We start from the raw sequence: 21,371 nt of genomic DNA on the forward strand, positions 1-21,371 counted from the left end.
ACTATACTCCTTCACTCAAAACATCGGTTCAGAACTTCAATTGCGTCTCGCGGCCGTTCTTCTCGAAGAAGACCGTGTCTCCCTGGATGGTGATCAGGCGGTGGCCGCTGGGCATGATCGCGCCCGCGAAATAGCGCGCGCCATCGACGGTCTGGATATAGGCGGGGTCGCCCCCGACCACGGTCGAGACCTTCTTGGTCGCGTCGGCGACGGTGCGGAGCGGCGTGTCCTCCCGCGGCGGCAGATCGTCGCGGAAGACCAAGCGGCCCAATTGCCTGACGTCGGTACGGATCGCCTGGGCGAGCTTGAGCCTTTGGTCCCCGGTCAGCCGGGTGATGCGGAGCTCGACGCCGGTACGCGAGATCGGGCGGCCCATCGCCTGGAGGCCATGGATGCGCGCGACGTCCGCCGCGGCCTGGGCGAGTTCGGCGCTGGTCTGGACGTTGACCGTGGCGTCGATCCCATGGTCGCGCAGCACTTCCTGCGCCTTGAGCCGCTCGGCATCGTTCGAAACCACGCCGCTCACGGTCACGCCGCCCGTCGCGGCGTCGTTCGCGGTCGCCAGCGGCGCCAGCCCCGCCGAATCGAGGACGTGATCGGCGCGCGCGGCCAGGTCGCCGCGCAGTCCCAGCGCGTCCATCGTCGGCACCGCCAGCGCGGCCCCGGCCGCCAGCGTGGCGACCGCGCCGATCACGATCGCGCGCTTGCGGGTGAACCAGCCGCTCACCTGCTCGCTCGCCTTGCCGAGCAATGCGAAGGCCTCGTCCTGCGCCGAGGGGGGCGGCAAGGGCGGCGCGGGCGTGCTGCCCGCGATGCCGCTCGCCTCGGCCCAGCGCGCGCTCTCGGGATCGCCCCAGGCGAGCGCCACGCCGCCGATCGAGAAGGGAACGTAAGGCGGGAGGATCGCAGTCTGCCCCTCGCCCAGATGCGAGCCGAGCAGCAGCGCCTCCCCGGTCAGCACCGTGATCTGGGCCCCGCCTTCGCCGTCGACCTGCAGGTCGACGGCGATGCCTTTGGTCGCAGGATCGCGGATGACGACATCCTGCCAGAACTGATGACCGATCGACACGGTTCCGCTCGTCGGCAACTGCTTCTCGGTGCCGGCGAGCCGGCCGTTGAGCACGCGAAGAACGGAAGCGTCGGTCATTGGGTCAGGTTTCCGCTGGCCGGAACCGGGATCCGCGCGGGCGGCTGGTTGGCCGCGGGCGTCGGCGCGCCGGGCACCATCGCGGTCGCGCGCGAGGCGAGCGGCACGAGCCGTGGCGTGATCAGGAACAGCCGTTCGGTATGGCCCTTCTGTCGGGTGCGGAACTTGAACAACTCGCCGAGCAGCGGGATGTCGCCGAGCAGGGGCACCTTGGTCTCGTCGTTGATGTCGGCGTCGATCGTCATGCCGCCGAGCAGCAGGCTCTCGCCGTCGAGCACCATGCCCTGCGTCGCCACGCTCGCGCGGTCGACCACGGGGATGTTCTCGACCATCGAATCGGGGCTGATGCTGCCGTCCTCGATATTGACCAGCATGCGGATCCGCGTCTGGTCGTGATCGCGGAAGACGTGCGGGTTGACGCGCAGCACGGTGCCCGCGGTCACGTTGAACAGGTCGACTTCCTCGCGGCCCGCCACGCGGACGTAGAAGGTGCGCGTGCGATCGAACACCGCCTCGACGTTCGACAACGTCATCACCTGCGGCCGCGAGACGATGCGCGCGGCGCCCTTGTTCTCGAGCGCGGTCACCCGGGCCAGGAACTCGCGCTGGCTGCCGATGATCGTCGAGATCGTGCCGCCCTGGCCGACGGGGGTGATGTTGCTGACATTGTCGCGCCGGCTCGATCCCGGCACCGGCAGCAGCCGCGTGTCGCTGTCGGCATTGCCGCTGCCGAACAGCGCGCCGAACCCGCCGCTGCCGAACCGCCAGTTGATCCCGAGCCGCCGCATCCGATCGACGTTGATGTCGATGATCGTCGCCTCGACCTCGACGATCTGCGGCTCGACGTCGAGCGCGCGGATCAGCGAATCATAGGCGGCCATCCGCTCGGGCACGTCGCGCACCACGATCGCGTTGAGATACGCGCTCGGCTCGATCCGGACCACGTCCTGGCTGAGCGGCGCGGCAAGCCCCATGTCGCCGCCGCCGAGCACTTCGGTCGCGGCATAATTGCCGCCGCCGATCGGCGTCTGCGCCGCATCGGGCGGGACGGCGTCGAGCCCCTGCCCCTTCAGCCGCGGCTGGCTCTGCCGCACCAATCGCGCGCCCAGCGAAGGCACCACGGCGCTGCCGCCGGGCTTCTGGTCGAGCACGAGGTTCTGGAGGATCGTCGCGAGGCCCGGCACGCGGGTCTCGCGGCCGCCGGCGGTGATCACCGTGTCCTCGGCGCGCGCATAGCGCAGGTAGAAGACGCGGAATTCGATCGGCTGCGACACCGGCAGGCGCGGCGCGTCGTAATAGCCGCCGCCGCGTCCGCCGCCATAGGCGCCGCCGGGCGCGGCCGGCGCGCCGTCGGCGAACCCGCCCTCGCCGCGCGCCATGCTCGCGACCTGCTCGATGAAGCGCGGCGTGCCGCTGACGACGAGCCCGTCGGTGGTGACGCGGAGCAGGTTGCGCCGGTCGGGCAACCGCTGCGCCCGCGCCTGGCGCGCGACGCGCTCGGCGGCGGCGCGCCCGAGGGGCAAGTTCTGCACGCCCAGCTCGGTCGGCGCGTACACATAGACCGCCGCGCCGTCATAATAAGAGATCAGGTTGAACGCCTTGGCGATGTCGCCATAGATCTTCTCGACGCTCCCGTTGAACACGCCGTTGACCGTGCCGGTCAGCTTGGCGCTCGGCACCACCGGGCGCCCGACGCGGCCGAACAGGTCGCGCAGGAACGCCGCGATCGGCTGGTCGCGCGCAACGATCGAGACCTGGTTGCGATTTTGCGTGGGCGCCGGCGCCGGTGCCGGCGGCGTCTGCGCGCTGGCGGCAAGCGGCACCGGCAAGGCGGCGGCGAAGGCCAAAAACAGCATCGACGAATTCTGGTGCAGCTTCAAATCGGCCCTCCGTTATCATTCCGCCGCCAGCGCGGCCTGCGACTCTTCCGCCAAAGCCCCTGGCGGCAGTCCGATCTGGCCGACCATCTCCACGGAAGTGGTCGGCGAGAGTTCGTTGAAGGCGAGCACGGGCAGCTCGAACAGGTCCGGCTCGATCAGTTTCCGGACCGAACGCCGCACCTCGAACGACGTGACCAGCGCGTTGGCGCCCGTCTCCGCCGCGGTGCGGCCGATCGTCGCGACCAGCTCGCGCGCCACTTCGGGCTTGACCGCGAGTCGCTCGACTCCGTCGACGAGGCGGGTCGCCTCGCGCACCAGGGTCTCGAGCTCGGGAGTCACCACCAATGCGCGGATGCCGCCGCCCTGCGCGACCGCGTCGAGCAGATAGCGCTTGAGCGAAATGCGGGTGAGATCGGCGATCCGCGCGATCTCGCGCTCCTGGTTGGCCGCGTCGGTGAGGCCCTCGAGCACGTCGCGCATGTTGCGCAGCGGGACCTCTTCCTCGGCGAGTCGACGGAGCACCTCGGCGATGCGCGCGGCGGGGACGGCGCGCACGGCTTCCTTGACCACTTCGGGATAATCGTCGCCGACGCGGTTGAGCAGCCCCACCGCTTCCTGCACGCCGAGGAAGCGCGGCAGGTTGCGGCGGATCAGCGCCTCGACTTCGCGCACCAGGGTCTCGGCATCGCTCCCCTCGCCCGCGCCGACCGACAGCTCGAAGGCGAGCAGCCGCCACGCGCGTGGGCCTTCGGGCGCGAGGAAATGGATCGCAAGCTTCGGCAACGGCACGCCGCTGCGATATTGCAGCCGCTCGAGCATCGCGGTGAGCCCCGCCGAAAGCGCCGCCTCCTCGTCCACCGGCGGCTGCGGGCCCGAGATCTGGAGGAGCAAAGGCACCACGGCCTTGGGCGCCTCGGGCTGGGCGAGCAAGGTGACCGGTCGCGGCGGTTCGCGCCCGCCGGTGAGCAATTTGCGCATCGGGCCCGAGTGCCGGACCATGTGCGGCTTCAGCCGCGGATGCATCGCCGCGCCCGAGAAGAGCGACAGGAAGCCCAGGCCGATGAACACCGCGGCGGGGAAGCCGGGGATCAGCGCCATCAGGAAACAGATCCCGCCCACCGCGAGCAGCACGCGCGGATTGGCGACGAGCTGGCGGTGCATCGCCTGGCCGAGATTGGAGTCGGTCTCCTCGTCGGTCGAGCGCGTGACCATCAAGCCCGCGGCCATCGCGCCGAGCAAGGCCGGGATCTGCGCGACGAGGCCCTCGCCGATCGTCAGGATCGAATATTTGGAGGTCGCCGCACCGATCTCCATGCCCTGCTGCATCACGCCGATGGCGAGGCCGCCGATCAAATTGACGATGACGATGACGACCGAGGCGATCGCGTCGCCCTTCACGAACTTCATCGCGCCGTCGAGGCTGCCGTGGAGCTTGCTCTCGAGCTCGAGCGTGCGGCGGCGGCGGCGCGCCTCGTCCTTGTCGATCAGCCCCGAGCGCAGGTCGCTGTCGATCGACAGCTGCTTGCCCGGCATCGAATCCAGGCTGAACCGCGCCGCGACCTCGGCGACGCGCTCGGCGCCCTTGGCGATGACGATGAACTGGACGATCGTGATGATCAGGAACACGACGAGCCCGACGACGATGTTGCCACCGGCGACCATCGTGCCGAAGGTCTGGATGATGTGCCCGGCATGCCCCTCGACCAGGATCATGCGGGTGGTGGCGATCGACAGCGCCAGCCGGAACAGGGTCGAGACCAGCAGGATCGAGGGGAAGGAGGAGAAGTCGAGCGGACCGCGGATGTAGAGCGTGGTGAGCAGCAGCATCACCCCGAAGGTGATGTTCACGCCGACGAGCATGTCGATGATCAGCGTCGGCAGCGGCAGGATCATCAGCCCGACGATCGCGATCACGCCGACGATGAGGAACAGGTCCGCGACGCGCGCCGACAGCGGCAGCGGCTTAGCCGCGTTGCTGCTGGCGAGATAGCGCTCGACGCTCATCGCGGCCTCAGCGCGCCGCGCCGCGCTGCGCGGCCTGGTAGCGGCCCACGACTTTCTTCACATAGGCCTGGGTCTCGCGATAGCGCGGCACCTTGCGCCCGGCCTTGATCACCGCACCGGGCCCGGCATTGTAGGCGGCAACCACCAGCGGCACGTTGTTGCCGAGCTGGCCCTGGAGCTGCTTCAGATATCTGGCGCCGGTGTGCATCGCGAGCACCGGATCGTCGAGCAACGCGCCCGGATCGCGCACGCCGAGGCCGCGCGCGGTCGCCGGCATCACCTGCATCAGCCCCAGCGCGCCCTTGTGCGACACCGCGCGCTGGCGCCCGGCGGACTCGGCATTGACCATCGAGGCGAGCAGGTTCGGATTGATCCGATAGCGATAGGCGACCGACGCGATCAGCGCGTCATGCGTGCCGTCGCCGCCCGCGCGGACCGCCCGCGTCGCCGAAGCAAGCCTTTTCTCGAAGCCCGGCATGCTGACGCTCACCGAATCGCGTTCGGGAAGCATGACGGGTTCGGCCTGGACTCGCGGCGCCTCCGCGGCCTGCGGACCGCAGAAACGCAGTGCCTCGACATAACGCGTACCGATCGCCGCGGCGTCGCAATCCCCCGCCTGCGCGGGGATTGCCGCCACGACCGCACTCCCGAGCGCGACGAGCTTCAACGCGAAGCGGAGCGACGGGGCGTAGCCTGAAATGCGCATACACGACCTCCCTGCAAGCCCCGGACGGGGCGTGCTGACGATCGTTTGGCTCGCAAATGGGTCCTGCGATCCGGACTGATCCGGCCAATAAAGGCTACGCCGTTCGGTTGGTCGCGGACACCCCCGGATTTCGTCAAGTCATCGCGGATTTGGACCGCCCCATCCCGGCCAAATGGCGGCTCACCGATGCCCGAATGATTGTATCACATGCGAAACGGTCGGCAGAACGCCGTATCGTTTCAAGTGATTCGAGTTCGTTTAATTACGACTTTACTTCGCTTTAGTGACGATTCTGCACATGCGCGCCGTGTTGACCGGCGCGACGGCTTTTGGGAAATACGTCCCTGTTTGGCACGCAACAGGGTCCTGCGCTCCAACCATGAAGCCTAGCCGCCGCGTCCTACCCGGACGCGGGTGGGCGAACGCATCCGGCGCTCTCCTCTCATCCGTCGTTCGGATGAGGCAGGCGTATGGCTGGAGGCGCGATTGGCCGAGAAGAACAACGGCGGCGACAAGACCGAGAAGCCGACGCCCAAGCGGCTGCAGGATGCGCGCAAGAAGGGCGACGTCGCCAAGTCGCGCGATATCACGGCGACCGCGACTCTGTTCGTCTGGCTGCTCGTGCTGCTGTTCGGCGCCGGCTATGCCGGGAACCGGATTATCACTTTGTTCGACGACGGCTTCGCGCTGATCGGCGGCAACGCGCCCTTCCACGCCGCCTTGTACCAGCTCGGCTGGAGCGCGCTCTGGGCGCTGCTCGGCATCACCGCCGTCGCCCTGCTGCCCGCCGCGATCACCGGGGTGATGAGCGAGTTCCTCCAGGCCGGCGGCGTGTTCACCACCGAGAAGATGAAGCCCTCGCTCGACAAGCTCAACCCGGTCGAGGGCTTCAAGCGCATGTTCAGCATGGACAACCTCGTCGAGCTTGCCAAGACGCTCGCCAAGGCGACGCTGATCGTGTTCGTCGTCTGGCTGGTGCTGCGCGGCTCGCTCGCCGAGATCATCGAGCGCACCGGCCCCGTGCTCCTGCCCGTGGCGGAGACCGACGGCCGCGCCGCCGCCGCATCGATCCTGGTCTATACCGGCGCGCTGGTCCGCACCGCCTTGCTCTGGACCTTCGGCGTCTTCCTGCTCGTCGCGGTGCTCGACATGGCGTGGCAGAAGCACAGCTACATCAAGAAGCTGCGGATGAGCCTGCGCGACATCCGCGAGGAGCATAAGGAGAATGAGGGCAACCCCCTCATCAAGTCGAGCCGCCGCCAGCTCCATGAGGAATGGGCCAGCCAGAACGCCGTCGGCGCCACGCGCGACGCCAATGTGCTGGTGGTCAACCCGACGCACATCGCGATCGCGCTCGCCTACGACCAGGAGAGCTGCCCGGTCCCGATGATGACCGCCAAGGGCGAGGGCCCGCTCGCCGCGGCGATGCGCGCCGCCGCCGAAGAGGCTGGCATCCCGATCATCCGCCACGTCCAGGTCGCGCGCCGGCTCTACGAGGACGGTGCGCCCGACGAGCTCATCCCGCGCGACATGTTCGACGCCATCGCCCAGATCATCCTCTGGGCGAAGCGCGTCCGCGATGGTCAGGCCGCGCCCGATCTCACCGAACCCGAACTGGCAAAACACGAACCGATGGGGCCCCATTGATGGATTCGACGATCGGCACTGCGCTTTCCAGCCTGCTCGGTATGGTCATCGCGCTCGCGGTGGTGCTCGGCCTCGCCTGGGTCAGCCTGCGTGCGCTGCGGCGCTGGCAGGACCGCGGCCTGGGCGGGCGCGACAATGGCGCCGAACGCCAGATCCGCTTCGTCCGCGCGCTCCCTGTCGGCCAGCGCGAACGGCTGGTGCTGATCGAGGCCGAGGGCGAGCTGATGCTCGTCGGCGTCTCGCCCGGGTCGATCTCGCTGCTGCGCAACTGGGGCACCGGCGCCGGCAAGGACGCGGACGGCGCGGCGGAGGAGGTCCGATGAACGCGCCCCACGAACCCCTCCGCGCCAATCTGCGCGCGATCGACCAGACCCGCGCGCAATTGCAGACCATGCTGATCGGCGCGCTCAACCGGCGGCTGATCGACGCGCTCCAGACCGGCGTCCGGCTCGCCACCGAGCGCGACCGCCGCGCCGCCATCGCCTGGATCCAGTTCCGCAGCGGCGAGCATCTCGTCCAGATCGCGCCGTTGCTGGTCGACGGCACGCTCGCCCGCGTCTCGGGGGCGCAGGGCAGCGTCGACGCCGCCGCCGCCGCCGCGACGCTCGGGCGGATCGAGCCCCTGGTCGGCGCGCTCGAGCTCGTGCTCGGCTGCGAGCTCCAGCCCGCCGGGCTCCACAAGAGCTATGCCGGCGATCCCGTCCTGCTGCGGCTCGACGCGACCAGCGCCCAGGGCGTGATCCAGCACCGGCTGCTGCTCGCCATCCCGCCCGACATGGCGGTCGAGCCGCTCGCCGAGATCGAGCTCGCCTCGACCGCGATCGGCGGATTGCGCCTGCGCTGGACCGCGCGCTTCGCCGGTCCCGCGGTCCGCGCCGCCCGCCTCGCCGGACTCGCGCGCGGCGATCTTCTCCTGCTGGGAACCGGCACCCCGGTCGCGAAGTTATCATTGCCGGGTCGCAACGATGCGCCACGCGCACGAATCGCTTTCAACGATGGGATGCTCGTTTTGCAGGATGATGTTGCGATGGACGGTTCGCAGGAGGCGTCCATGCCCGCCGCCGCCGCTGGCGGCGAACCCGGTTGGGCCGAGGTCCGGCTTCCGACGACGATCGAGATCATCGGCTCGGGGATGACCGCCGCCGAGTTGGCGACCCTGGGCAAGGGCAGCGTGCTCCCCTTGCCCGCGGGCGGTGGGACGCTGCCCGTGCGCGTGATCGCGGGCGACCAATGCGTGGCCGAGGGCGAGCTCGTCGCGGTGGGCGACGGCTTCGGGGTGCTGGTCACCGGAGTCTCCGCCGACGGGGAGGCGTGATGGAACTCTCGAGCTTCACGCCCGGCTCGGCGCTCGTCGTCGTCGTCGCGCTGGCGCTGGCGCCCTTCTTCGCGGTGATGGTCACGTCGTTCACCAAGATCGTCGTGACGTTGAGCCTGCTCCGCAACGCGCTCGGCCTGCAGCAGGTGCCGCCCAACATCGTCCTAAACGGCCTAGCGCTGATCCTGACGCTCTACGTCATGTACCCGGTCGGCCAGCAGATGCAGGACGCGATCGCGGCGCGGCAGGCCGAGGGCAGCGTCCTCCAGTCGACCGCATCGATCTCGACCGCGATCGACGCCGGCAAGGAGCCTTTGCGCGAGTTCCTGATCAAGCACAGCGATCCCAACGAGCGCGCCTTCTTCCTGCGCACCGCGCAGCGCGTCGGCAATCCCGAGCATGCCCGCGAGATGACCGATCGCGACCTGATCATCGTCATCCCCGCCTTCGTGGTGAAGGAGTTGAGCCTCGCCTTCCAAATCGGCTTCCTGATATTCCTTCCCTTCCTCGTCATCGATCTCGTCATCTCGAACATCCTGCTCGCGATGGGGATGATGATGCTCTCGCCGACGACGATATCCTTGCCGTTCAAGCTGCTGCTGTTCGTGCTCGTCGACGGCTGGGTGAAGCTCAGCCACGGCCTGGTGCTGTCCTATGCGTGAGGCGGCCCCATGAACGGCGACTTCATCAGCCTCACCAACGACGCGCTCTGGCTCGTGCTGATCCTGTCGGCACCGCCGATCATCGTCGCGTCGGTGGCGGGGCTGCTCGTCGCGATCGTCCAGGCGGCGACGCAGATCCAGGAACAGACGCTGCAATATACCGCCAAGTTCTTCGCGATCGTGCTAACCCTGTTCGTGACCGCATCGCTGATCGGCGCGTCGCTCTATCGCTACAGCGACCGCATCTTCAGCGAATTCCCTGCGATGATCCGGCGGTGACCGGCTGGAGCGATCCGATGCTCCTGCTCGGTGTCGCGACCGCGCGGATCGCGGCCGCGTTCATGCTGATGCCGATCTTCTCGCCCGATCTGATCCCGGCGATGGTGCGCAACTCGATCCTCGTCTCGCTGGGCATCGTCTCGCTCACGCTCCAACCGACGCTCGACGTCTCGATGCTCGGGCCGGGCCAATGGGGCGCGATGTTCGCCAAGGAAGTGTTCGTCGGGCTGCTGATCGGCTTCTTCTTCGGCTCGGTGCTCTGGGCGCTCGAGGCCGCGGGGCAGATCATCGACACCAAGGTCGGCGCCACCATGGCGCAGATCGTCGATCCGCTCTCGGGGCACCAGACCTCGCTCAACGGCGCCTTCCTCGGCCGGCTGGCTGGGATCGTCTTCATCTTCTCGGGCGGGCTCTCGCTGCTCGTCCATGTGCTGATGGAGAGCTATGCGCTCTGGCCGGTCGCCGCGCCGATGCCGACGCTCGACGCGCGCGGGCTGGCGCTGTTCGAGGCCGAGTTCGGCCGGCTGATGGTGCTCGCCACGCTGTTCGCCGCGCCGGTGCTCACCGTGCTGTTCCTGATCGACATCGGCCTCGGCCTGATCAACCGCTTCGCCCAGCAGCTCAACGTCTTCACCCTGTCGATGTCGATCAAGGCCTTCGCCGCCACCGCGATCGTGCTGCTGCTCGTCGGCTCGTTCATCGAGGCGATCACGCGCGACATCCTCAGCCGGCCCGACATGATCCTCAATATCCTGCGGGGGCTGGTCCATTGAATGCCGCCGCGCCCGCCCCGGCACCGATGACCGAGGACGAGCGACTCGCCGCGATCGCCGAGCTGCTGCGCAAGGCCGACGCGATGCCCGGCGCACCCGAGCGCGTCGCCTTGGGCGAGCACATGATCGAGGCGGCGCGCGTGCCCAAGCGCCACCGCGAGGCGCTGCTGCGGCTCACCCCCACCGAGATCACCTGCATCCGCTTCCTCGGCTGGGGCCGCTCGAACGGCGACATCGCGACTCTGCTGCTGATGGCGGAGAACACCGTGCGGGTGCATCTGTCCAACGTCGCGCGCAAGCTCGAGCTCGATGGGATGCGCGAGCTGGCGGCGCTGGCGGGGCTGCTCTTCTACCCCTCGGACTGAGGCTAATCGGATCGACTAGGGGCGCCTAATCGTTTCGCGGAGAGAAAGGCCGGAGGAAAAATGCTGAAAGGTCATCGTCGATCAGGAGCATCGGCACCTGACCATCCGGCGGCGGCGCCGCCCTCGTGAAGGAGTAAGGCGATGTTTGGTGGCGTTCTGAACAATGTGATCAACCCGACCAATCTTGCGATGCTGGCGATGGGCCCGGGCGGCTGGGCCGCGCTCGCCGCAAAGACTTTGATGTCGGCCGTCGGCCAGCAGATCATCCAGCAGCTCGGCGAGAAGCTGGGCCTGCCGCAGTCGACCATCGATCTCGCCCAGGGCGCCTTCTGCGCCTCGATCGGCGACACGCGCGGTGCGACCCGCAACATCGGCGAAGTCGTCTCCGGCATCGCCAACCAGACCGGCGCCAGCCCGTTCGAGGCGGCTTCGGCCGAACGCGAGCTCAGCGATATCGTCGACAAGATGTCAACCAGCCTGGCCGAGAGCCGCGAGGCCAAGGAAGCCCGCGCCAGCGGCGGCGGCAAGAGCTGGCTGATGGCGATCGCCGAAGCGCTCGGCCGCACCTCGGACAAGCTCGCCAAGGAAATGGACGACATGAGCAAGACCCTCGGCGAGGGCGAGAACAAGTCGTCGCAGAACCTCAAGTTCGGCGCCAAGTCGCAGGAGTTCAGCCAGTTCTTCAGCTCGGCCAACACCGTGATCAAGACGCTGGGCGAAGCGCTTTCGCAGGGTGCGCGCAAGCAGTAACCAGCGCACTCGTCACACTCTCTCACCTCGGGGTCCCGCGCCCCGGGGTGAGTATCTGTTTTGGGAGATTGTCGATGCGTTTCCGGAAAGCTCACAGCCGCCTCGCTGCGCTCGTCCTGCTGCTCACGGGCGTCGCCGCCCCGGCCGCGGCCCAGGAATTCAGCGCGATGGATATGACCGGAATGGGCATCTACGCGATGGAAGACAGCGTTATGGAGGCCGCCGGCGAGACCGTGTCGACCACGCGCCGCGGCCAGGCGCGCGTGGCGCCGGCGCGAAACGTGCGGCTCACCTACACGCCCTCCATGGAGCGCCGGCGCGCCAACTTCGCCCAGTTCGTCGCCAAGTCGCGCAAGAAGGATCCCAAGGGCGCCGCGATGCTCGAGAAGGAGCTGGCCTCGTCCGACGTGATCGCCAAGATGGGTCGCGAGCTCTCCGCCTTCGGCATGCGCACCGACAATGTCGCCGACGCCTATGCCGCCTGGTGGCTCAACGCCTGGCTCGCCTCGCGCCAGCGCACCGACACGCCGCCCGCGCGCCAGGTCGCCGCGGTCCGCGCCCAGGCCGCGCGCGCGATGGCCGCGGTCCCCGAAATGGCCAGCGCGAGCGACGCGGTGAAGCAGGAGATGGCCGAGGCCAATCTCGTCCAGGCCGCTCTGATCGGTGCCTATATGGAGCATGCCAAAGGCAATCCGGGATTCGGCCGCCAGGTTGCCGCCGCGGTCCGCAAAGGCGCGCGCGCTTCGGGGCTCAACCTCGACGCGATGGAGCTCACCGACGACGGCTTCGTCGGCGCGGGTATCGGCGCGGTCGACGGGTCCGAGCAGCAGGCGGCCGCCACGCCCGAAGCCAAGCCGCAGGTGGCGGCGGCGCGCGAAGAAGAAAAGGGCGGCAACGACACGATCGTCTATGCCGTCGGTGCAGCTGCGGCCGCCGGGCTGATCGGCGGCGTGTGGCTGGCGCGCAGCCGCAAGGCGCAGGGCTAATCGTTGCGATTATGGCGTGCACGGGCGCGCCTCGCCACATAGGCTGGGAACGGAGATAGCCATGTCGGTCGAAATCGGCGCGAGAATCGGAAATGTGAACGTGGGCGCCACGCTCGCCTCGCGTTCGCAGCAGCGCAACGACATGGCGACCGAGATGCAGCACGAAAGCGGCGACGTCGTCCGCGACGCCAATCGCCGCTCGCCGCTGGCAGAGGGACCGCTCGAGCAGTTGCTCGCCACGCCTTCGCCGCTCGACCGACTCGCCGAAAGCAGGAAGTGACCGGCAGCGACGCCAGCCATGGAAACAGGATCATGACCAGCATCGACCGCATCTCGGGCCTCTCGCCCCTCTCCCCCGCCGGGGCCGGCGCGTCGAGCGACGCGCGCGGCGCGGCGATCGAGACCTTGGGCGAGATCGGCCACCGCGTCCTCGCCTGGGTCGACGCCGCCGGCCGCGGTAATGGCAGCGGTGCGCAGGCATGGAACCAGACCGCCGGCAACGGCAGCGGCTTCGCGCCCGACATGGGCGAGCTCGCCCGGCGCGGCGACGTCTACGGCCTGGGCGAGCTGACTCGCGACCTCTCGGCGCGCTTCGGCGCCAGCCCCGCGCAGGAAGGCGCGCTGCGCCGCGCGCTCGACGATTTCACGAGGGCGGCGGTGATCCAGGTCGCCGGCCTTTCGGGCGCAAGCGGCGACCAGCAGGTGAGCGGCGTCCGCGCCGCACTCGACAGCGCCTCGCGCGCCGACGCGCCCACCGGTCTCGACGGCGTCATCGCGCGCTTCGAGGCCGCGACCGCCGATCTCTCCGCGCAAAATCGCAGCTGACGCGGAACCTCGCGCGCGCTCGCGCGTGCTAGCGCCACAATCCATTCGGGAGGGTCCTTCATGCACCGGCCGTTGATGCTGCTCGTTCCCTTCATGCTGTCCGCAGGCGCAGCGGCGCATGCCGCCGATCAGAAGGCAGTCGTGGTCTCGACCGGCAGCGAGCAGGCGATCAAGCTCGGCAAGACCGTGATCTCGCGCCCCTTCGGCGCCGAGCTGGTCGATCGCCTCGCGGTGATCGGCAGCTATCCGGTCGACGGCGCGCGGCTGCACCTGATCCGCGGCAATGGCGGCAGCGCCTGCCCCGCGCGCTACGCGGTGATCGTCACCCGCGCCGGGCAGGAGCCGCGGATCAGCCAGAGCTTCGGCACGTGCAGCACGGCGGCGCGGCCCCAATTGCGGCGCGGGGTCTTCACCGTCGCGATGCCCGCCGTCGCGGGCGGTCCGCTCGTCCAATATCGCTACGCCAATGGCCGGATGCAGCCGATCGCGGCGGCGCTCACCCAGGGCGCGGGGACGATCGCCGCCGCCGCGCCCGCGGTCTCCGCCTGCAAGTCGGCGAACGCCCTCGACCCCGCCGGCCAGACCCGCGCGCTCGATGCATTCGAGCGCGACTGGCCCAAGGATTGGCGCCGCACCGGCAAGCTCAAGCGCGTCACGCTCGGCCCGGGCGAGATGCGCCGGGTGGTGACCGACCTCGCCTGCATGGCGAGCTGGCCGATCGGCGAGCGCCGCGTGCCCGAATTGGCCACGCCTCTGTTCCGCAGCCAGCGCCACCGCGCCGCCGCCTTCGCCGCGCTCGAATCGATCCAGCGCGATCCGGATACCGACGCCAACCTCAAGGCCGTCGCGCGCAGCTTCTCCGCCGAGATGCGCTACCGCATCGCACTCGATCCGCCGCTTTAAGCCCAACGGCTCCCCTCCCTGCTTGCAGGGAGGGGCTGGGGGTGGGTGCGCGCGTCTGCGCGCCCAAAAAGCCTCAATCGCCTGTTCGAGGCGTCGGCCGGGGCGTCGAGCCCCGCCCGGCGCCACCCACCCCTAACCCCTCCCTTACAGGGAGGGGAATTTGGCCCGCCCCCCTAAGCGTTCCGATTAGCGACCCGCCTTTCCCCCTCGACTATCAGGCTGAAACACAATCGTTTCCGGCGGAGTAAGGGCCATGACGGGCGTCTCTTCGGTTCAGCAGACTCAGACCAGCGCCGGCAGCGGCGGCGGCGATCGCGGCTATATCGTCAAGACCGGCGACACGCTGAGCGCGATCGCGCGCGACAAGGGCGTCTCGCTCAATGCGCTGATCCAGGCCAATCCGCAGATCCTCCATCCGGACCTGATCCGCCCCGGCCAGCATGTGAACATCCCGTCGGGCGCCGCTGCCGCCGAGGCCCCACGCAGCTACACGATCCAGCCCGGCGACACGCTCTCCGCCATCGCCGAGCGCTACGGCACGACCTGGCAGGCGCTTGCCCAGGCCAACAACATCGCCAACCCCAACCTGATCTTCCCCAACCAGACGCTGACCATCCCGAACGGAACGGGCACCCAGGGCAGCGGCTCGGTCGAAGGCGGATCGCCGGTGGGCGGCACCCCCGGCACCGGATCGAGCGACGTCGCCGCGATCGCCGAGAAGTATCTCGGCCAGAACGCTTCGTCGCTGAAGGTCAACCGCAACGACAATCTGCCGATGAACGCGAATGTGCCGTCGAACGTGTGCTGCGCGAACTTCGTCTCGGCAGTGCTCACCGAGGCGGGCAAGCTCCCGGGCAACCTCCACACCGATTCGGTCGCCCAGCTCAACTCGACGCTGCGCGCACGCGGCTGGACCCCGGTCCCCGCTTCCGAGGCCAAGCCCGGCGACGTGGTGATCATCCAGGGCGGCGGCGTCTCGCATACCGAGATCGTCTCGGGGCCCGGCCAGATGATCGGCTCGAACAACGTCAATGCCGACGGCAGCCAGCGCATCTCGCACAACAATCTCAGCTGGGCGCTGAGCAAGGGCGCGGTGATCCTGCGCGCGCCCGGCGGCAATGACGGCGGCCAGACCCAGGGCACGCAGAGCACCGGCGGCGTGGTCCCCACCGGCCAGGGCAGCCGCCAGGAGCGGATCGATCAGGCGATCAACTATTTCCAGGGCCAGGGCTGGAGTCGCGCCCAGGCGATCGGCATCGTCGCCAACCTGGATGCCGAGAGCAACATGGACGCGGGCATCCGCCAGATCGGCGGCGGCCCCGGCTATGGCCTCGCGCAATGGGAAGGCCCGCGCCAGCGCGACTTCGCCGCCTGGGCCGGCCACGACATCCGCGGCTCGTCCTTCGCCGAACAGCTCCGCTTCGTCCAGTACGAGCTGACCCACAGCGAATCGGCTGCGGGCAGGGCGCTGCGCGGCGCCACCGATGCACGCTCGGCCGCCGAGATCGTCACGCGGCTCTACGAGCGCCCGGCCGACACCGCGGGCGAGGCCGCCCGCCGCGGCGACCGCGCCGCCCAGATGGCGCGCTGACCGGGGAACGGTCGGAGCGGCGCCGCGTTCGGCGGGACATGCGAATCTCGATCCCGATCGCGCTCGCCGCGGCCATGCTCCTCCCCGGCTCGGTGGGCGCGCAGGGCGCCGCCTCGCGCGAGACGGTGCGCTGCACGTTCAACGACGGGCCCGAGCGCGCCTGCGTCTTCACCGACCAGGCGAGCCGCGGCGGCCAGCACCGCATGACCTTCACTGGCCCGGGGATCCGCGTCACCTTCGTTGGCCACGCGAACAGCGGCTGGTGGTCCGGGCAGCTCAACGGCAAGCCGGCGATGGGGTTCGAGCGCAACCGCGGCAATGTGGTGTACAGCACCACCGATCTCGGCACGCGCTTCGCCTGGTGGTATCCGCAGAACGCCCGCGGGAGCTATTGAGCGGTCAGCCCGGCGCGAACAGCTTCGCCGGCGCGCCGTAGCGCCGGGACCAGTCCTCCCATGCCACGTCGCTCGGCCCGATCGCCTTGGCGACGACTTCCCATCCGCCCGCCTTGTGGCGCAGCAACGCCGCATAGGTGCGCGAGACGAAGCCCTGCTGCGCAGCCTCGGCGAGCGGCGTGCCGGCATAGTCGAAGGGCTGGCCGTCGGCCTCCTGCATCGTCGCGAGCAGGAAGACCCAGTCGCCGTCGCGATGGAGCTGATCGACTCGGAACTTCGGCGCCTTGCCGAGCTCGGCGCGCACCGGCCCCCGCGCCGCCTCGATCACCGCCGCGCGTTCGCCCTGGTCGGTCATTGCCTGCGCTCCCCCAATGGCGACGACGGCCGCCGCGACGATCCCCGGTTCCAACATGCCTTCACAAACGGCAGTGCGGCGTCCGGGTTCCCGCGCTTGGGGAGGACGTGCGGTTTGGAGCGTCGCACCCCTTCCGGGGTTATCGCTAAGCGATTCCAATGCTCCGGAAAGACTGGTCGGGGCGACAGGATTCGAACCTGCGCCCCCCACCCCAGTGTGATGCGCCAGGAAGCATTCAGCGCGTCGCTTTCAAAATAATTCTATATTATTCAATGACGTGATAGTGATGTTCGCGCGCCGACCGCTTCTGCTCTTGCTTTGTTGGTCCGCAAATGGTCCGCAGGGAAACAGTCGGATGTAGTGGTAAGAGGTCGTCGATGGGACGGGATGATTGGTATCGTAATACTGATTGGACTCCGGCTATCGAAGCCGCCTTCCGTGCCAAGCTCAAGCGATCTCGCACTATGCGACCGCAGTATCTCCAGATTCAAGCCGGGCAGATCGCGAGCTCCCATCCGGAAGTGGCGCTAGCGCTAATCGACGAGTATTTTGAAACTGGAGACGATTTCGTTGTTCCCAGCGCCCTCTGCACAAAAGCTGAAGCCATGCTTGCTTTGGGAAAGGTCCAGGAAGCACTGGACGCCTACCGCCAAGCGCTCGCATGGGAAGACGCTCATCCGAACTTCATCACGACGGCACGTATCGACCTACCAAAGCTGGTTGCCGAACAGAGGATCGAGAGTGAATATGACTTCGCTCTGGATATCTTGACGACGCGCTTCAAAGCCTCGGATCATCAATTTCCGAGCATGCGCTATTACTGGAATGGCAGTTGTGCGCTTATCACGCATGAGCGTGGTGAGGTTGCCGAAGCGAAGGAGTTTGCAGATCGCGCGCTACGTGCGGCTGCCCAAACCGAAAGCCCGTTCCGCTACCACCGCTCAGTCGGAATTGTGAAAGACGCCTCCGATGAATTTGGTACGCGCATAAAGCGTATCGCGAAGCCGTCGAAGCTTCGATCGCTGTTCAGGCTCATCTAAGGCCTCTTTGCATATGGGAATTAAGCGATACTCCACACTGAGCCCGCTTGGTAAGTTTGGCTCGCCCCTCACAATACCACTGGTGAAGCGAGACTCGGCAATAGCGGTCCGCAAATGGTCCGCAGGCAAAGCGCTAGAGGGGTCTAAACACAAGCGATCGGCACTACTGTCACGCGCTAAGCGCCAGCAGCTCTAGCTTAAGCCGTTTATATAACGGCAAATTCTGGTCGGGGCGACAGGATTCGAACCTGCGACCCCCACACCCCCAGTGTGATGCGCTACCAGGCTGCGCTACGCCCCGACCAAGGGTGCGGCCTCTAGATCGGTCCGGCGCGGGATGCAAGGCACTGCGACAATAGTTGCGTGGTCAGGCAACGCATGATAGCGCGCGCCGCTTGAACGGGGCCGTTCCGCGCCCCGCAATCCAGGCAACCGGAAACCCATGTTCGCCACCCCAGCATATGCACAGGCCGCAGGCACCGCAGCACAGGGCGGCTCCGGCTCCCTATGGATGCTCCTCCCGTATCTCGCGCTGATTCCGATCTTCTACTTCCTGATGATCCGCCCCCAGCAGAAGCGCATGAAGGCGCTGCAGGATTCGGTCGCGGCCGTGAAGAAGGGCGACACCGTCGTCACCGCGGGCGGGCTGATCGGCAAGGTCACCAAGGTCGACGAGACCGAGGTCGAGATCGAGCTGGGCACCAACGTCAAGGTCCGCGCGATCAAGGCGACGCTCGCCGAAGTGCGTCCGCTGGGCGGCGCCAAGCCCGCGAACGACTGATGCTCAATTTCCCCCGCTGGAAGGTCTGGGCGGTCATCGTCACGATCGTCGTGTGCGTCGCACTGTCGATACCCAGCTTCCTCCCCGACAATGTCCGCCGCACCTGGCCGAGCTGGATCCCGCAGCCCTCAGTGAGCCTCGGGCTCGATCTCGCGGGCGGCAGCTATCTGCTACTCGAGGCGGATACCAAGGACGTCGCCGCTACGCGCCTCGACGCGATGCGCGAATCGGTCCGCTCGGTGATGCGCCGCGATCCGCGCATCGATATCGGCGACATCTCGGTTCAGGGCGGCCAGCTCAGCTTCATGGTCCGCGACCCCAGCAAGGTGGACGCGGCGCGCGAACGCCTGCTCGAGATCACCGGCAGCGGCGCGGGCCTCACCGGCCAACGCGTCTGGGATATCTCTGTCCGGGATACGTCAGTCTTCGTGCTCAAGCCCACCCAGGCGGGCCTCGACGAAGCGATCGACACGGCGATGAGCGATGCCCGCGAAGTCGTCTCGCGCCGCATCAACGCATTCGGCACGCGCGAGCCAACCGTGGTCCGCCAGGGCTCGAATCGCATCGTCGTCGAGGTGCCCGGGCTCAAGGACCCGCAGGCGCTCAAGGAACTGCTCGGCAAGACCGCCAAGCTCGAGTTCAAGCTGGTCGACACCAGCGTCACGCCGGAGCAGATCCAGGCGGGCAACATCCCGCCGGGCAGCCAGGTGCTCCCCCATCAGGGCGGCGGCCAGGTCGCCGTGTTCCGCAGCGCGATGATCACCGGCGACATGCTGGTCGACGCGCGGCAGGACTATGACCAGCAGGACGGCACCCCCGGCGTCGCGATCCAGCTCGACGGCGTCGGCTCGCGCCGCTTCGCCAAGGTCACCCAGGAAAACAGCGGCAAGCCCTTCGCGATCATCGTCGACAACACGGTGATCTCGGCCCCCAACATCAACGAGCCGATCCTCGGCGGCGCCGCCCGGATCAGCGGCGGCTTCACCGTGGAGAGCGCCAACCAGCTCGCCGTCGCGCTGCGTTCGGGCAAGCTGCCGATCGCGCTCAAGGTGGTCGAGGAACGCACCATCTCGGCCGAGCTCGGCAAGGATTCGATCAGCAAGGGCGTGCTCGCCGGCGTGATCGGCACCGTGGCCCTGATCTTCTTCATGCTGATCACTTATGCCCGGTTCGGCGTCTACACGACCTGCGCGCTCGTGGTGAACGCGTTCATGATCGTCGGGATCATGGCGATCTTCAACGCCACGCTGACGCTGCCGGGTATCGCCGGCTTCGTTCTGACGATCGGCGCCGCGGTCGACGCCAACGTGCTGATCAACGAGCGCATCCGCGAGGAGCAGCGCGTGCGCAACCGCAACGCGCTCGCCTCGGTCGAGTTCGGCTACAAAGAAGCCAGCCGTGCGATCTTCGACGCGAACATCACCAATGTGATCTCGGCCTTCATCATGTTCATGATTGGCCAGGGACCGATCAAAGGTTTCGCGGTCGTGCTCGCGATCGGCATCTTCACTTCGGTCTTCACCGGCGTCACCTTCACCCGTCTGCTCGTCGCGGACTGGCTGAAGCGCAACCGCCCCAAGACCATCCAGATCTGAGGACGGCGCCCATGTTCCCGCTCAAGCTCGTTCCCGACAACACCAACATCCCGTTCCTCAAATGGCGCAACATCGCCATGACGATGTCGATCCTGCTGATCATCGGCTCGATCGCCTTGTGCGCGGTGCGCGGGTTCAACCTCGGCATCGACTTCGTCGGCGGCCAGACCGTGCGCGTCCATTTCGACCGCGCGGTGCCGATCGACGAGATCCGGAGCAAGATGGCGTCGATCGGCTTCGCCGACGTCACCATCCAGGAATTCGGCAGCGCGCAGGAAATCGGCATCCGCACCTCGCTTCCCGAGGGCGGCGACGACGCGGCCGAGGCGGCGGCGACCAAGATGCGCACCGCGATCGAGAAGACCTTCCAGGGCGCGCGCGTGACCGGAGTCGAGAGCGTCTCGGGCAAGGTCTCGAACGAGCTGTTCCGCACCGGCGCCTGGGCGCTCGGCGTCGCGATGGTCGCGATCGCGCTCTACATCTGGTTCAGCTTCGAATGGCAGTTCGGCGTGGGCGCGCTGTTCGCCCTGTTCCACGACGTCGCGCTGACGCTCGGCTTCTTCGCGCTGACCCAGCTCGAATTCGACCTGAACGTCGTCGCGGCGATCCTGACGATCATCGGCTATTCGCTCAACGACACGATCGTCGTCTACGATCGCATCCGCGAGAATATGCGCAAATACCGCAAGATGGAGATGGTGCCGCTGCTCAACCTCTCGATCAACGAGACGCTGTCGCGCACCGTGGTCACCAGCCTCTCGATCGGCATCGTGCTCACCATCCTGCTCGTGCTCGGCCCCGAGGTGATCTTCGGCTTCACCGCCTCGATGCTGCTCGGCATCGTCATCGGCACCTTCTCGTCGGTCTATGTCTCGGCGGCGATCCTGCTGTGGCTGCGCCTCAAGCCCGACAGCTTCGTCCAGAAGGCGACCGGCGACAGCAATGCCGAGCGCGTCACCGCGCGCGACCTGCCGTAAGATGCGGATGGCCCAATGAAGATGGAACGCCGCAGCGCCGAGGGGCCGGTGATCTCCGGCTTTTCGGGCCGCGGCTTCAAGGTCGACGACGGCGTCTATGAAGGGCTGCTGATCACGCCCCGACGTGCCGACGGCTGGTCGCCCCCGCCGATCGCCGAACTGACCGAGGCGGATCTCGCGCCCGTGCTGTCGCTCGACCCGCAGCCCGAATTCCTTCTGCTCGGCACCGGCGACACGCTCGTCCGTCCGGCGCCCGCTTTGGTCAAGGCGCTCGGCGCACGCGGCATCGGCGTCGAGGCGATGGACAGCCGCGCCGCCGCCCGCGCCTGGGGCGTGCTCCGCGCCGAGCTGCGCTGGGTCGCCGGCGCACTCTACCCGCTCGGCTGAGGATCGCC

General features: G+C 68.0%; 24 protein-coding genes and 1 tRNA gene. 19 read left to right on the plus strand and 6 right to left on the minus strand.

The window, feature by feature from the left end:
- Positions 1 to 28: 28 nt before the first annotated feature.
- The 4 genes from MT490_RS09810 to MT490_RS09825 are packed head-to-tail and all read right to left on the minus strand — an operon-like array spanning position 29 to position 5,737.
- Positions 29 to 1,147 (minus strand): hypothetical protein, encoded by a 1,119-nt coding sequence (locus MT490_RS09810; protein ID WP_297386633.1) that lies wholly within the window; start codon positions 1,145 to 1,147, stop codon positions 29 to 31.
- Complete coding sequence (gene sctC / locus MT490_RS09815) at positions 1,144 to 3,027, minus strand: type III secretion system outer membrane ring subunit SctC (RefSeq protein ID WP_297386636.1); 1,884 nt, start codon at positions 3,025 to 3,027, stop codon at positions 1,144 to 1,146. Before sctC ends, MT490_RS09810 begins: the two co-directional genes overlap by 4 nt.
- Before the next feature lie 15 nt (positions 3,028 to 3,042).
- Positions 3,043 to 5,031 (minus strand): flagellar biosynthesis protein FlhA, encoded by a 1,989-nt coding sequence (locus MT490_RS09820; RefSeq protein ID WP_297386639.1) that lies wholly within the window; start codon positions 5,029 to 5,031, stop codon positions 3,043 to 3,045.
- 7 nt (positions 5,032 to 5,038) lie between these two features.
- Positions 5,039 to 5,737, minus strand: a complete 699-nt coding sequence (locus MT490_RS09825; RefSeq protein WP_297386642.1) for a lytic transglycosylase domain-containing protein — start codon at positions 5,735 to 5,737, stop codon at positions 5,039 to 5,041.
- 486 nt (positions 5,738 to 6,223) lie between these two features.
- On the opposite strand from MT490_RS09825, the gene sctU reads away from it, so the two are divergent.
- The 14 genes from sctU (at position 6,224) to MT490_RS09895 (ending at position 16,228) form a co-directional block, all read left to right on the plus strand.
- Entirely contained in the window at positions 6,224 to 7,384 is a 1,161-nt protein-coding gene (sctU, locus tag MT490_RS09830) for a type III secretion system export apparatus subunit SctU (RefSeq protein WP_297386646.1), read from the plus strand.
- A complete protein-coding gene (gene fliO, locus MT490_RS09835) occupies positions 7,384 to 7,707 on the plus strand; it encodes a flagellar biosynthetic protein FliO (RefSeq protein WP_297386648.1) in 324 nt (107 codons plus the stop codon). Before sctU ends, fliO begins: the two co-directional genes overlap by 1 nt.
- On the plus strand, positions 7,704 to 8,699 hold the full coding sequence (locus MT490_RS09840) for a FliM/FliN family flagellar motor switch protein (protein ID WP_297386651.1): 996 nt from the start codon (positions 7,704 to 7,706) through the stop codon (positions 8,697 to 8,699). Before fliO ends, MT490_RS09840 begins: the two co-directional genes overlap by 4 nt.
- Positions 8,699 to 9,361: a type III secretion system export apparatus subunit SctR gene (gene sctR / locus MT490_RS09845; protein ID WP_297386655.1), complete on the plus strand. Its 663-nt coding sequence runs from the start codon at positions 8,699 to 8,701 to the stop codon at positions 9,359 to 9,361. Before MT490_RS09840 ends, sctR begins: the two co-directional genes overlap by 1 nt.
- Positions 9,362 to 9,370: 9 nt before the next feature.
- Positions 9,371 to 9,640 (plus strand): type III secretion system export apparatus subunit SctS, encoded by a 270-nt coding sequence (sctS, locus tag MT490_RS09850; protein WP_297386658.1) that lies wholly within the window; start codon positions 9,371 to 9,373, stop codon positions 9,638 to 9,640.
- Positions 9,637 to 10,413: a type III secretion system export apparatus subunit SctT gene (sctT, locus tag MT490_RS09855; protein WP_297386662.1), complete on the plus strand. Its 777-nt coding sequence runs from the start codon at positions 9,637 to 9,639 to the stop codon at positions 10,411 to 10,413. Before sctS ends, sctT begins: the two co-directional genes overlap by 4 nt.
- A 26-nt stretch (positions 10,414 to 10,439) precedes the next feature.
- On the plus strand, positions 10,440 to 10,778 hold the full coding sequence (locus MT490_RS09860; RefSeq protein WP_029727311.1) for a helix-turn-helix transcriptional regulator: 339 nt from the start codon (positions 10,440 to 10,442) through the stop codon (positions 10,776 to 10,778).
- A 141-nt stretch (positions 10,779 to 10,919) separates the two neighbouring features.
- Positions 10,920 to 11,528 carry a hypothetical protein gene (locus tag MT490_RS09865; protein WP_297386664.1) on the plus strand — a complete coding sequence of 203 codons (609 nt, stop codon included), beginning with the start codon at positions 10,920 to 10,922 and terminating at the stop codon, positions 11,526 to 11,528.
- 74 nt (positions 11,529 to 11,602) lie between these two features.
- Positions 11,603 to 12,514, plus strand: a complete 912-nt coding sequence (locus tag MT490_RS09870) for a DUF6683 family protein (RefSeq protein ID WP_297386666.1) — start codon at positions 11,603 to 11,605, stop codon at positions 12,512 to 12,514.
- Between the two features lie 61 nt (positions 12,515 to 12,575).
- Complete coding sequence (locus MT490_RS09875) at positions 12,576 to 12,794, plus strand: hypothetical protein (protein WP_297386668.1); 219 nt, start codon at positions 12,576 to 12,578, stop codon at positions 12,792 to 12,794.
- A 32-nt stretch (positions 12,795 to 12,826) separates the two neighbouring features.
- The gene (locus MT490_RS09880; protein WP_297386670.1) at positions 12,827 to 13,339 is read left to right on the plus strand and encodes a hypothetical protein; all 513 of its coding nucleotides are present in this window, start codon (positions 12,827 to 12,829) and stop codon (positions 13,337 to 13,339) included.
- 60 nt (positions 13,340 to 13,399) lie between these two features.
- The gene (locus MT490_RS09885) at positions 13,400 to 14,242 is read left to right on the plus strand and encodes a hypothetical protein (RefSeq protein ID WP_297386672.1); all 843 of its coding nucleotides are present in this window, start codon (positions 13,400 to 13,402) and stop codon (positions 14,240 to 14,242) included.
- 253 nt (positions 14,243 to 14,495) lie between these two features.
- Positions 14,496 to 15,833, plus strand: coding sequence for a phage tail tip lysozyme (locus tag MT490_RS09890; RefSeq protein WP_297386673.1), 1,338 nt, complete (start codon positions 14,496 to 14,498; stop codon positions 15,831 to 15,833).
- 38 nt (positions 15,834 to 15,871) lie between these two features.
- Entirely contained in the window at positions 15,872 to 16,228 is a 357-nt protein-coding gene (locus tag MT490_RS09895; protein WP_297386675.1) for a hypothetical protein, read from the plus strand.
- Between the two features lie 4 nt (positions 16,229 to 16,232).
- On the opposite strand, the gene MT490_RS09900 is transcribed toward MT490_RS09895, so the two are convergent.
- A complete protein-coding gene (locus MT490_RS09900) occupies positions 16,233 to 16,583 on the minus strand; it encodes a hypothetical protein (RefSeq protein WP_297386677.1) in 351 nt (116 codons plus the stop codon).
- Positions 16,584 to 16,960: 377 nt separating this feature from the next.
- On the opposite strand from MT490_RS09900, the gene MT490_RS09905 reads away from it, so the two are divergent.
- The gene (locus MT490_RS09905) at positions 16,961 to 17,623 is read left to right on the plus strand and encodes a hypothetical protein (RefSeq protein ID WP_297386679.1); all 663 of its coding nucleotides are present in this window, start codon (positions 16,961 to 16,963) and stop codon (positions 17,621 to 17,623) included.
- 224 nt (positions 17,624 to 17,847) lie between these two features.
- Here the strand turns inward: MT490_RS09905 and MT490_RS09910 are convergent.
- Positions 17,848 to 17,924, minus strand: a tRNA-Pro gene (locus MT490_RS09910).
- A 141-nt stretch (positions 17,925 to 18,065) separates the two neighbouring features.
- Between MT490_RS09910 and yajC the strand changes: the two genes are divergently transcribed.
- The 4 genes from yajC to MT490_RS09930 are packed head-to-tail and all read left to right on the plus strand — an operon-like array spanning position 18,066 to position 21,363.
- Positions 18,066 to 18,404: a preprotein translocase subunit YajC gene (yajC, locus tag MT490_RS09915; protein ID WP_297386681.1), complete on the plus strand. Its 339-nt coding sequence runs from the start codon at positions 18,066 to 18,068 to the stop codon at positions 18,402 to 18,404.
- Entirely contained in the window at positions 18,404 to 19,999 is a 1,596-nt protein-coding gene (secD, locus tag MT490_RS09920; RefSeq protein WP_297386682.1) for a protein translocase subunit SecD, read from the plus strand. Before yajC ends, secD begins: the two co-directional genes overlap by 1 nt.
- Positions 20,000 to 20,010: 11 nt before the next feature.
- Positions 20,011 to 20,976, plus strand: a complete 966-nt coding sequence (secF, locus tag MT490_RS09925) for a protein translocase subunit SecF (protein ID WP_297386684.1) — start codon at positions 20,011 to 20,013, stop codon at positions 20,974 to 20,976.
- Between the two features lie 15 nt (positions 20,977 to 20,991).
- Complete coding sequence (locus MT490_RS09930; RefSeq protein ID WP_297386687.1) at positions 20,992 to 21,363, plus strand: Mth938-like domain-containing protein; 372 nt, start codon at positions 20,992 to 20,994, stop codon at positions 21,361 to 21,363.
- Positions 21,364 to 21,371 lie beyond the last annotated feature (8 nt).

The organism is Sphingomonas sp. (assembly GCF_026460985.1).
In the GTDB taxonomy this organism is placed as follows: Bacteria; Pseudomonadota; Alphaproteobacteria; order Sphingomonadales; family Sphingomonadaceae; genus Sphingomonas.

Coding starts and splice junctions, on each gene's coding strand:
- MT490_RS09810 (WP_297386633.1), bottom strand. CDS start 1,147: ATGACCGACGCTTCCGTTCTTCGCGTGCTCAACGGCCGGCTCGCCGGC.
- MT490_RS09820 (WP_297386639.1), bottom strand. CDS start 5,031: ATGAGCGTCGAGCGCTATCTCGCCAGCAGCAACGCGGCTAAGCCGCTG.
- MT490_RS09825 (WP_297386642.1), bottom strand. CDS start 5,737: ATGCGCATTTCAGGCTACGCCCCGTCGCTCCGCTTCGCGTTGAAGCTC.
- fliO (WP_297386648.1), top strand. CDS start 7,384: ATGGATTCGACGATCGGCACTGCGCTTTCCAGCCTGCTCGGTATGGTC.
- MT490_RS09840 (WP_297386651.1), top strand. CDS start 7,704: ATGAACGCGCCCCACGAACCCCTCCGCGCCAATCTGCGCGCGATCGAC.
- sctR (WP_297386655.1), top strand. CDS start 8,699: ATGGAACTCTCGAGCTTCACGCCCGGCTCGGCGCTCGTCGTCGTCGTC.
- sctS (WP_297386658.1), top strand. CDS start 9,371: ATGAACGGCGACTTCATCAGCCTCACCAACGACGCGCTCTGGCTCGTG.
- MT490_RS09860 (WP_029727311.1), top strand. CDS start 10,440: ATGACCGAGGACGAGCGACTCGCCGCGATCGCCGAGCTGCTGCGCAAG.
- MT490_RS09865 (WP_297386664.1), top strand. CDS start 10,920: ATGTTTGGTGGCGTTCTGAACAATGTGATCAACCCGACCAATCTTGCG.
- MT490_RS09870 (WP_297386666.1), top strand. CDS start 11,603: ATGCGTTTCCGGAAAGCTCACAGCCGCCTCGCTGCGCTCGTCCTGCTG.
- MT490_RS09875 (WP_297386668.1), top strand. CDS start 12,576: ATGTCGGTCGAAATCGGCGCGAGAATCGGAAATGTGAACGTGGGCGCC.
- MT490_RS09880 (WP_297386670.1), top strand. CDS start 12,827: ATGACCAGCATCGACCGCATCTCGGGCCTCTCGCCCCTCTCCCCCGCC.
- MT490_RS09885 (WP_297386672.1), top strand. CDS start 13,400: ATGCACCGGCCGTTGATGCTGCTCGTTCCCTTCATGCTGTCCGCAGGC.
- MT490_RS09890 (WP_297386673.1), top strand. CDS start 14,496: ATGACGGGCGTCTCTTCGGTTCAGCAGACTCAGACCAGCGCCGGCAGC.
- MT490_RS09895 (WP_297386675.1), top strand. CDS start 15,872: ATGCGAATCTCGATCCCGATCGCGCTCGCCGCGGCCATGCTCCTCCCC.
- MT490_RS09900 (WP_297386677.1), bottom strand. CDS start 16,583: ATGACCGACCAGGGCGAACGCGCGGCGGTGATCGAGGCGGCGCGGGGG.
- MT490_RS09905 (WP_297386679.1), top strand. CDS start 16,961: ATGGGACGGGATGATTGGTATCGTAATACTGATTGGACTCCGGCTATC.
- yajC (WP_297386681.1), top strand. CDS start 18,066: ATGTTCGCCACCCCAGCATATGCACAGGCCGCAGGCACCGCAGCACAG.
- secD (WP_297386682.1), top strand. CDS start 18,404: ATGCTCAATTTCCCCCGCTGGAAGGTCTGGGCGGTCATCGTCACGATC.
- secF (WP_297386684.1), top strand. CDS start 20,011: ATGTTCCCGCTCAAGCTCGTTCCCGACAACACCAACATCCCGTTCCTC.
- MT490_RS09930 (WP_297386687.1), top strand. CDS start 20,992: ATGAAGATGGAACGCCGCAGCGCCGAGGGGCCGGTGATCTCCGGCTTT.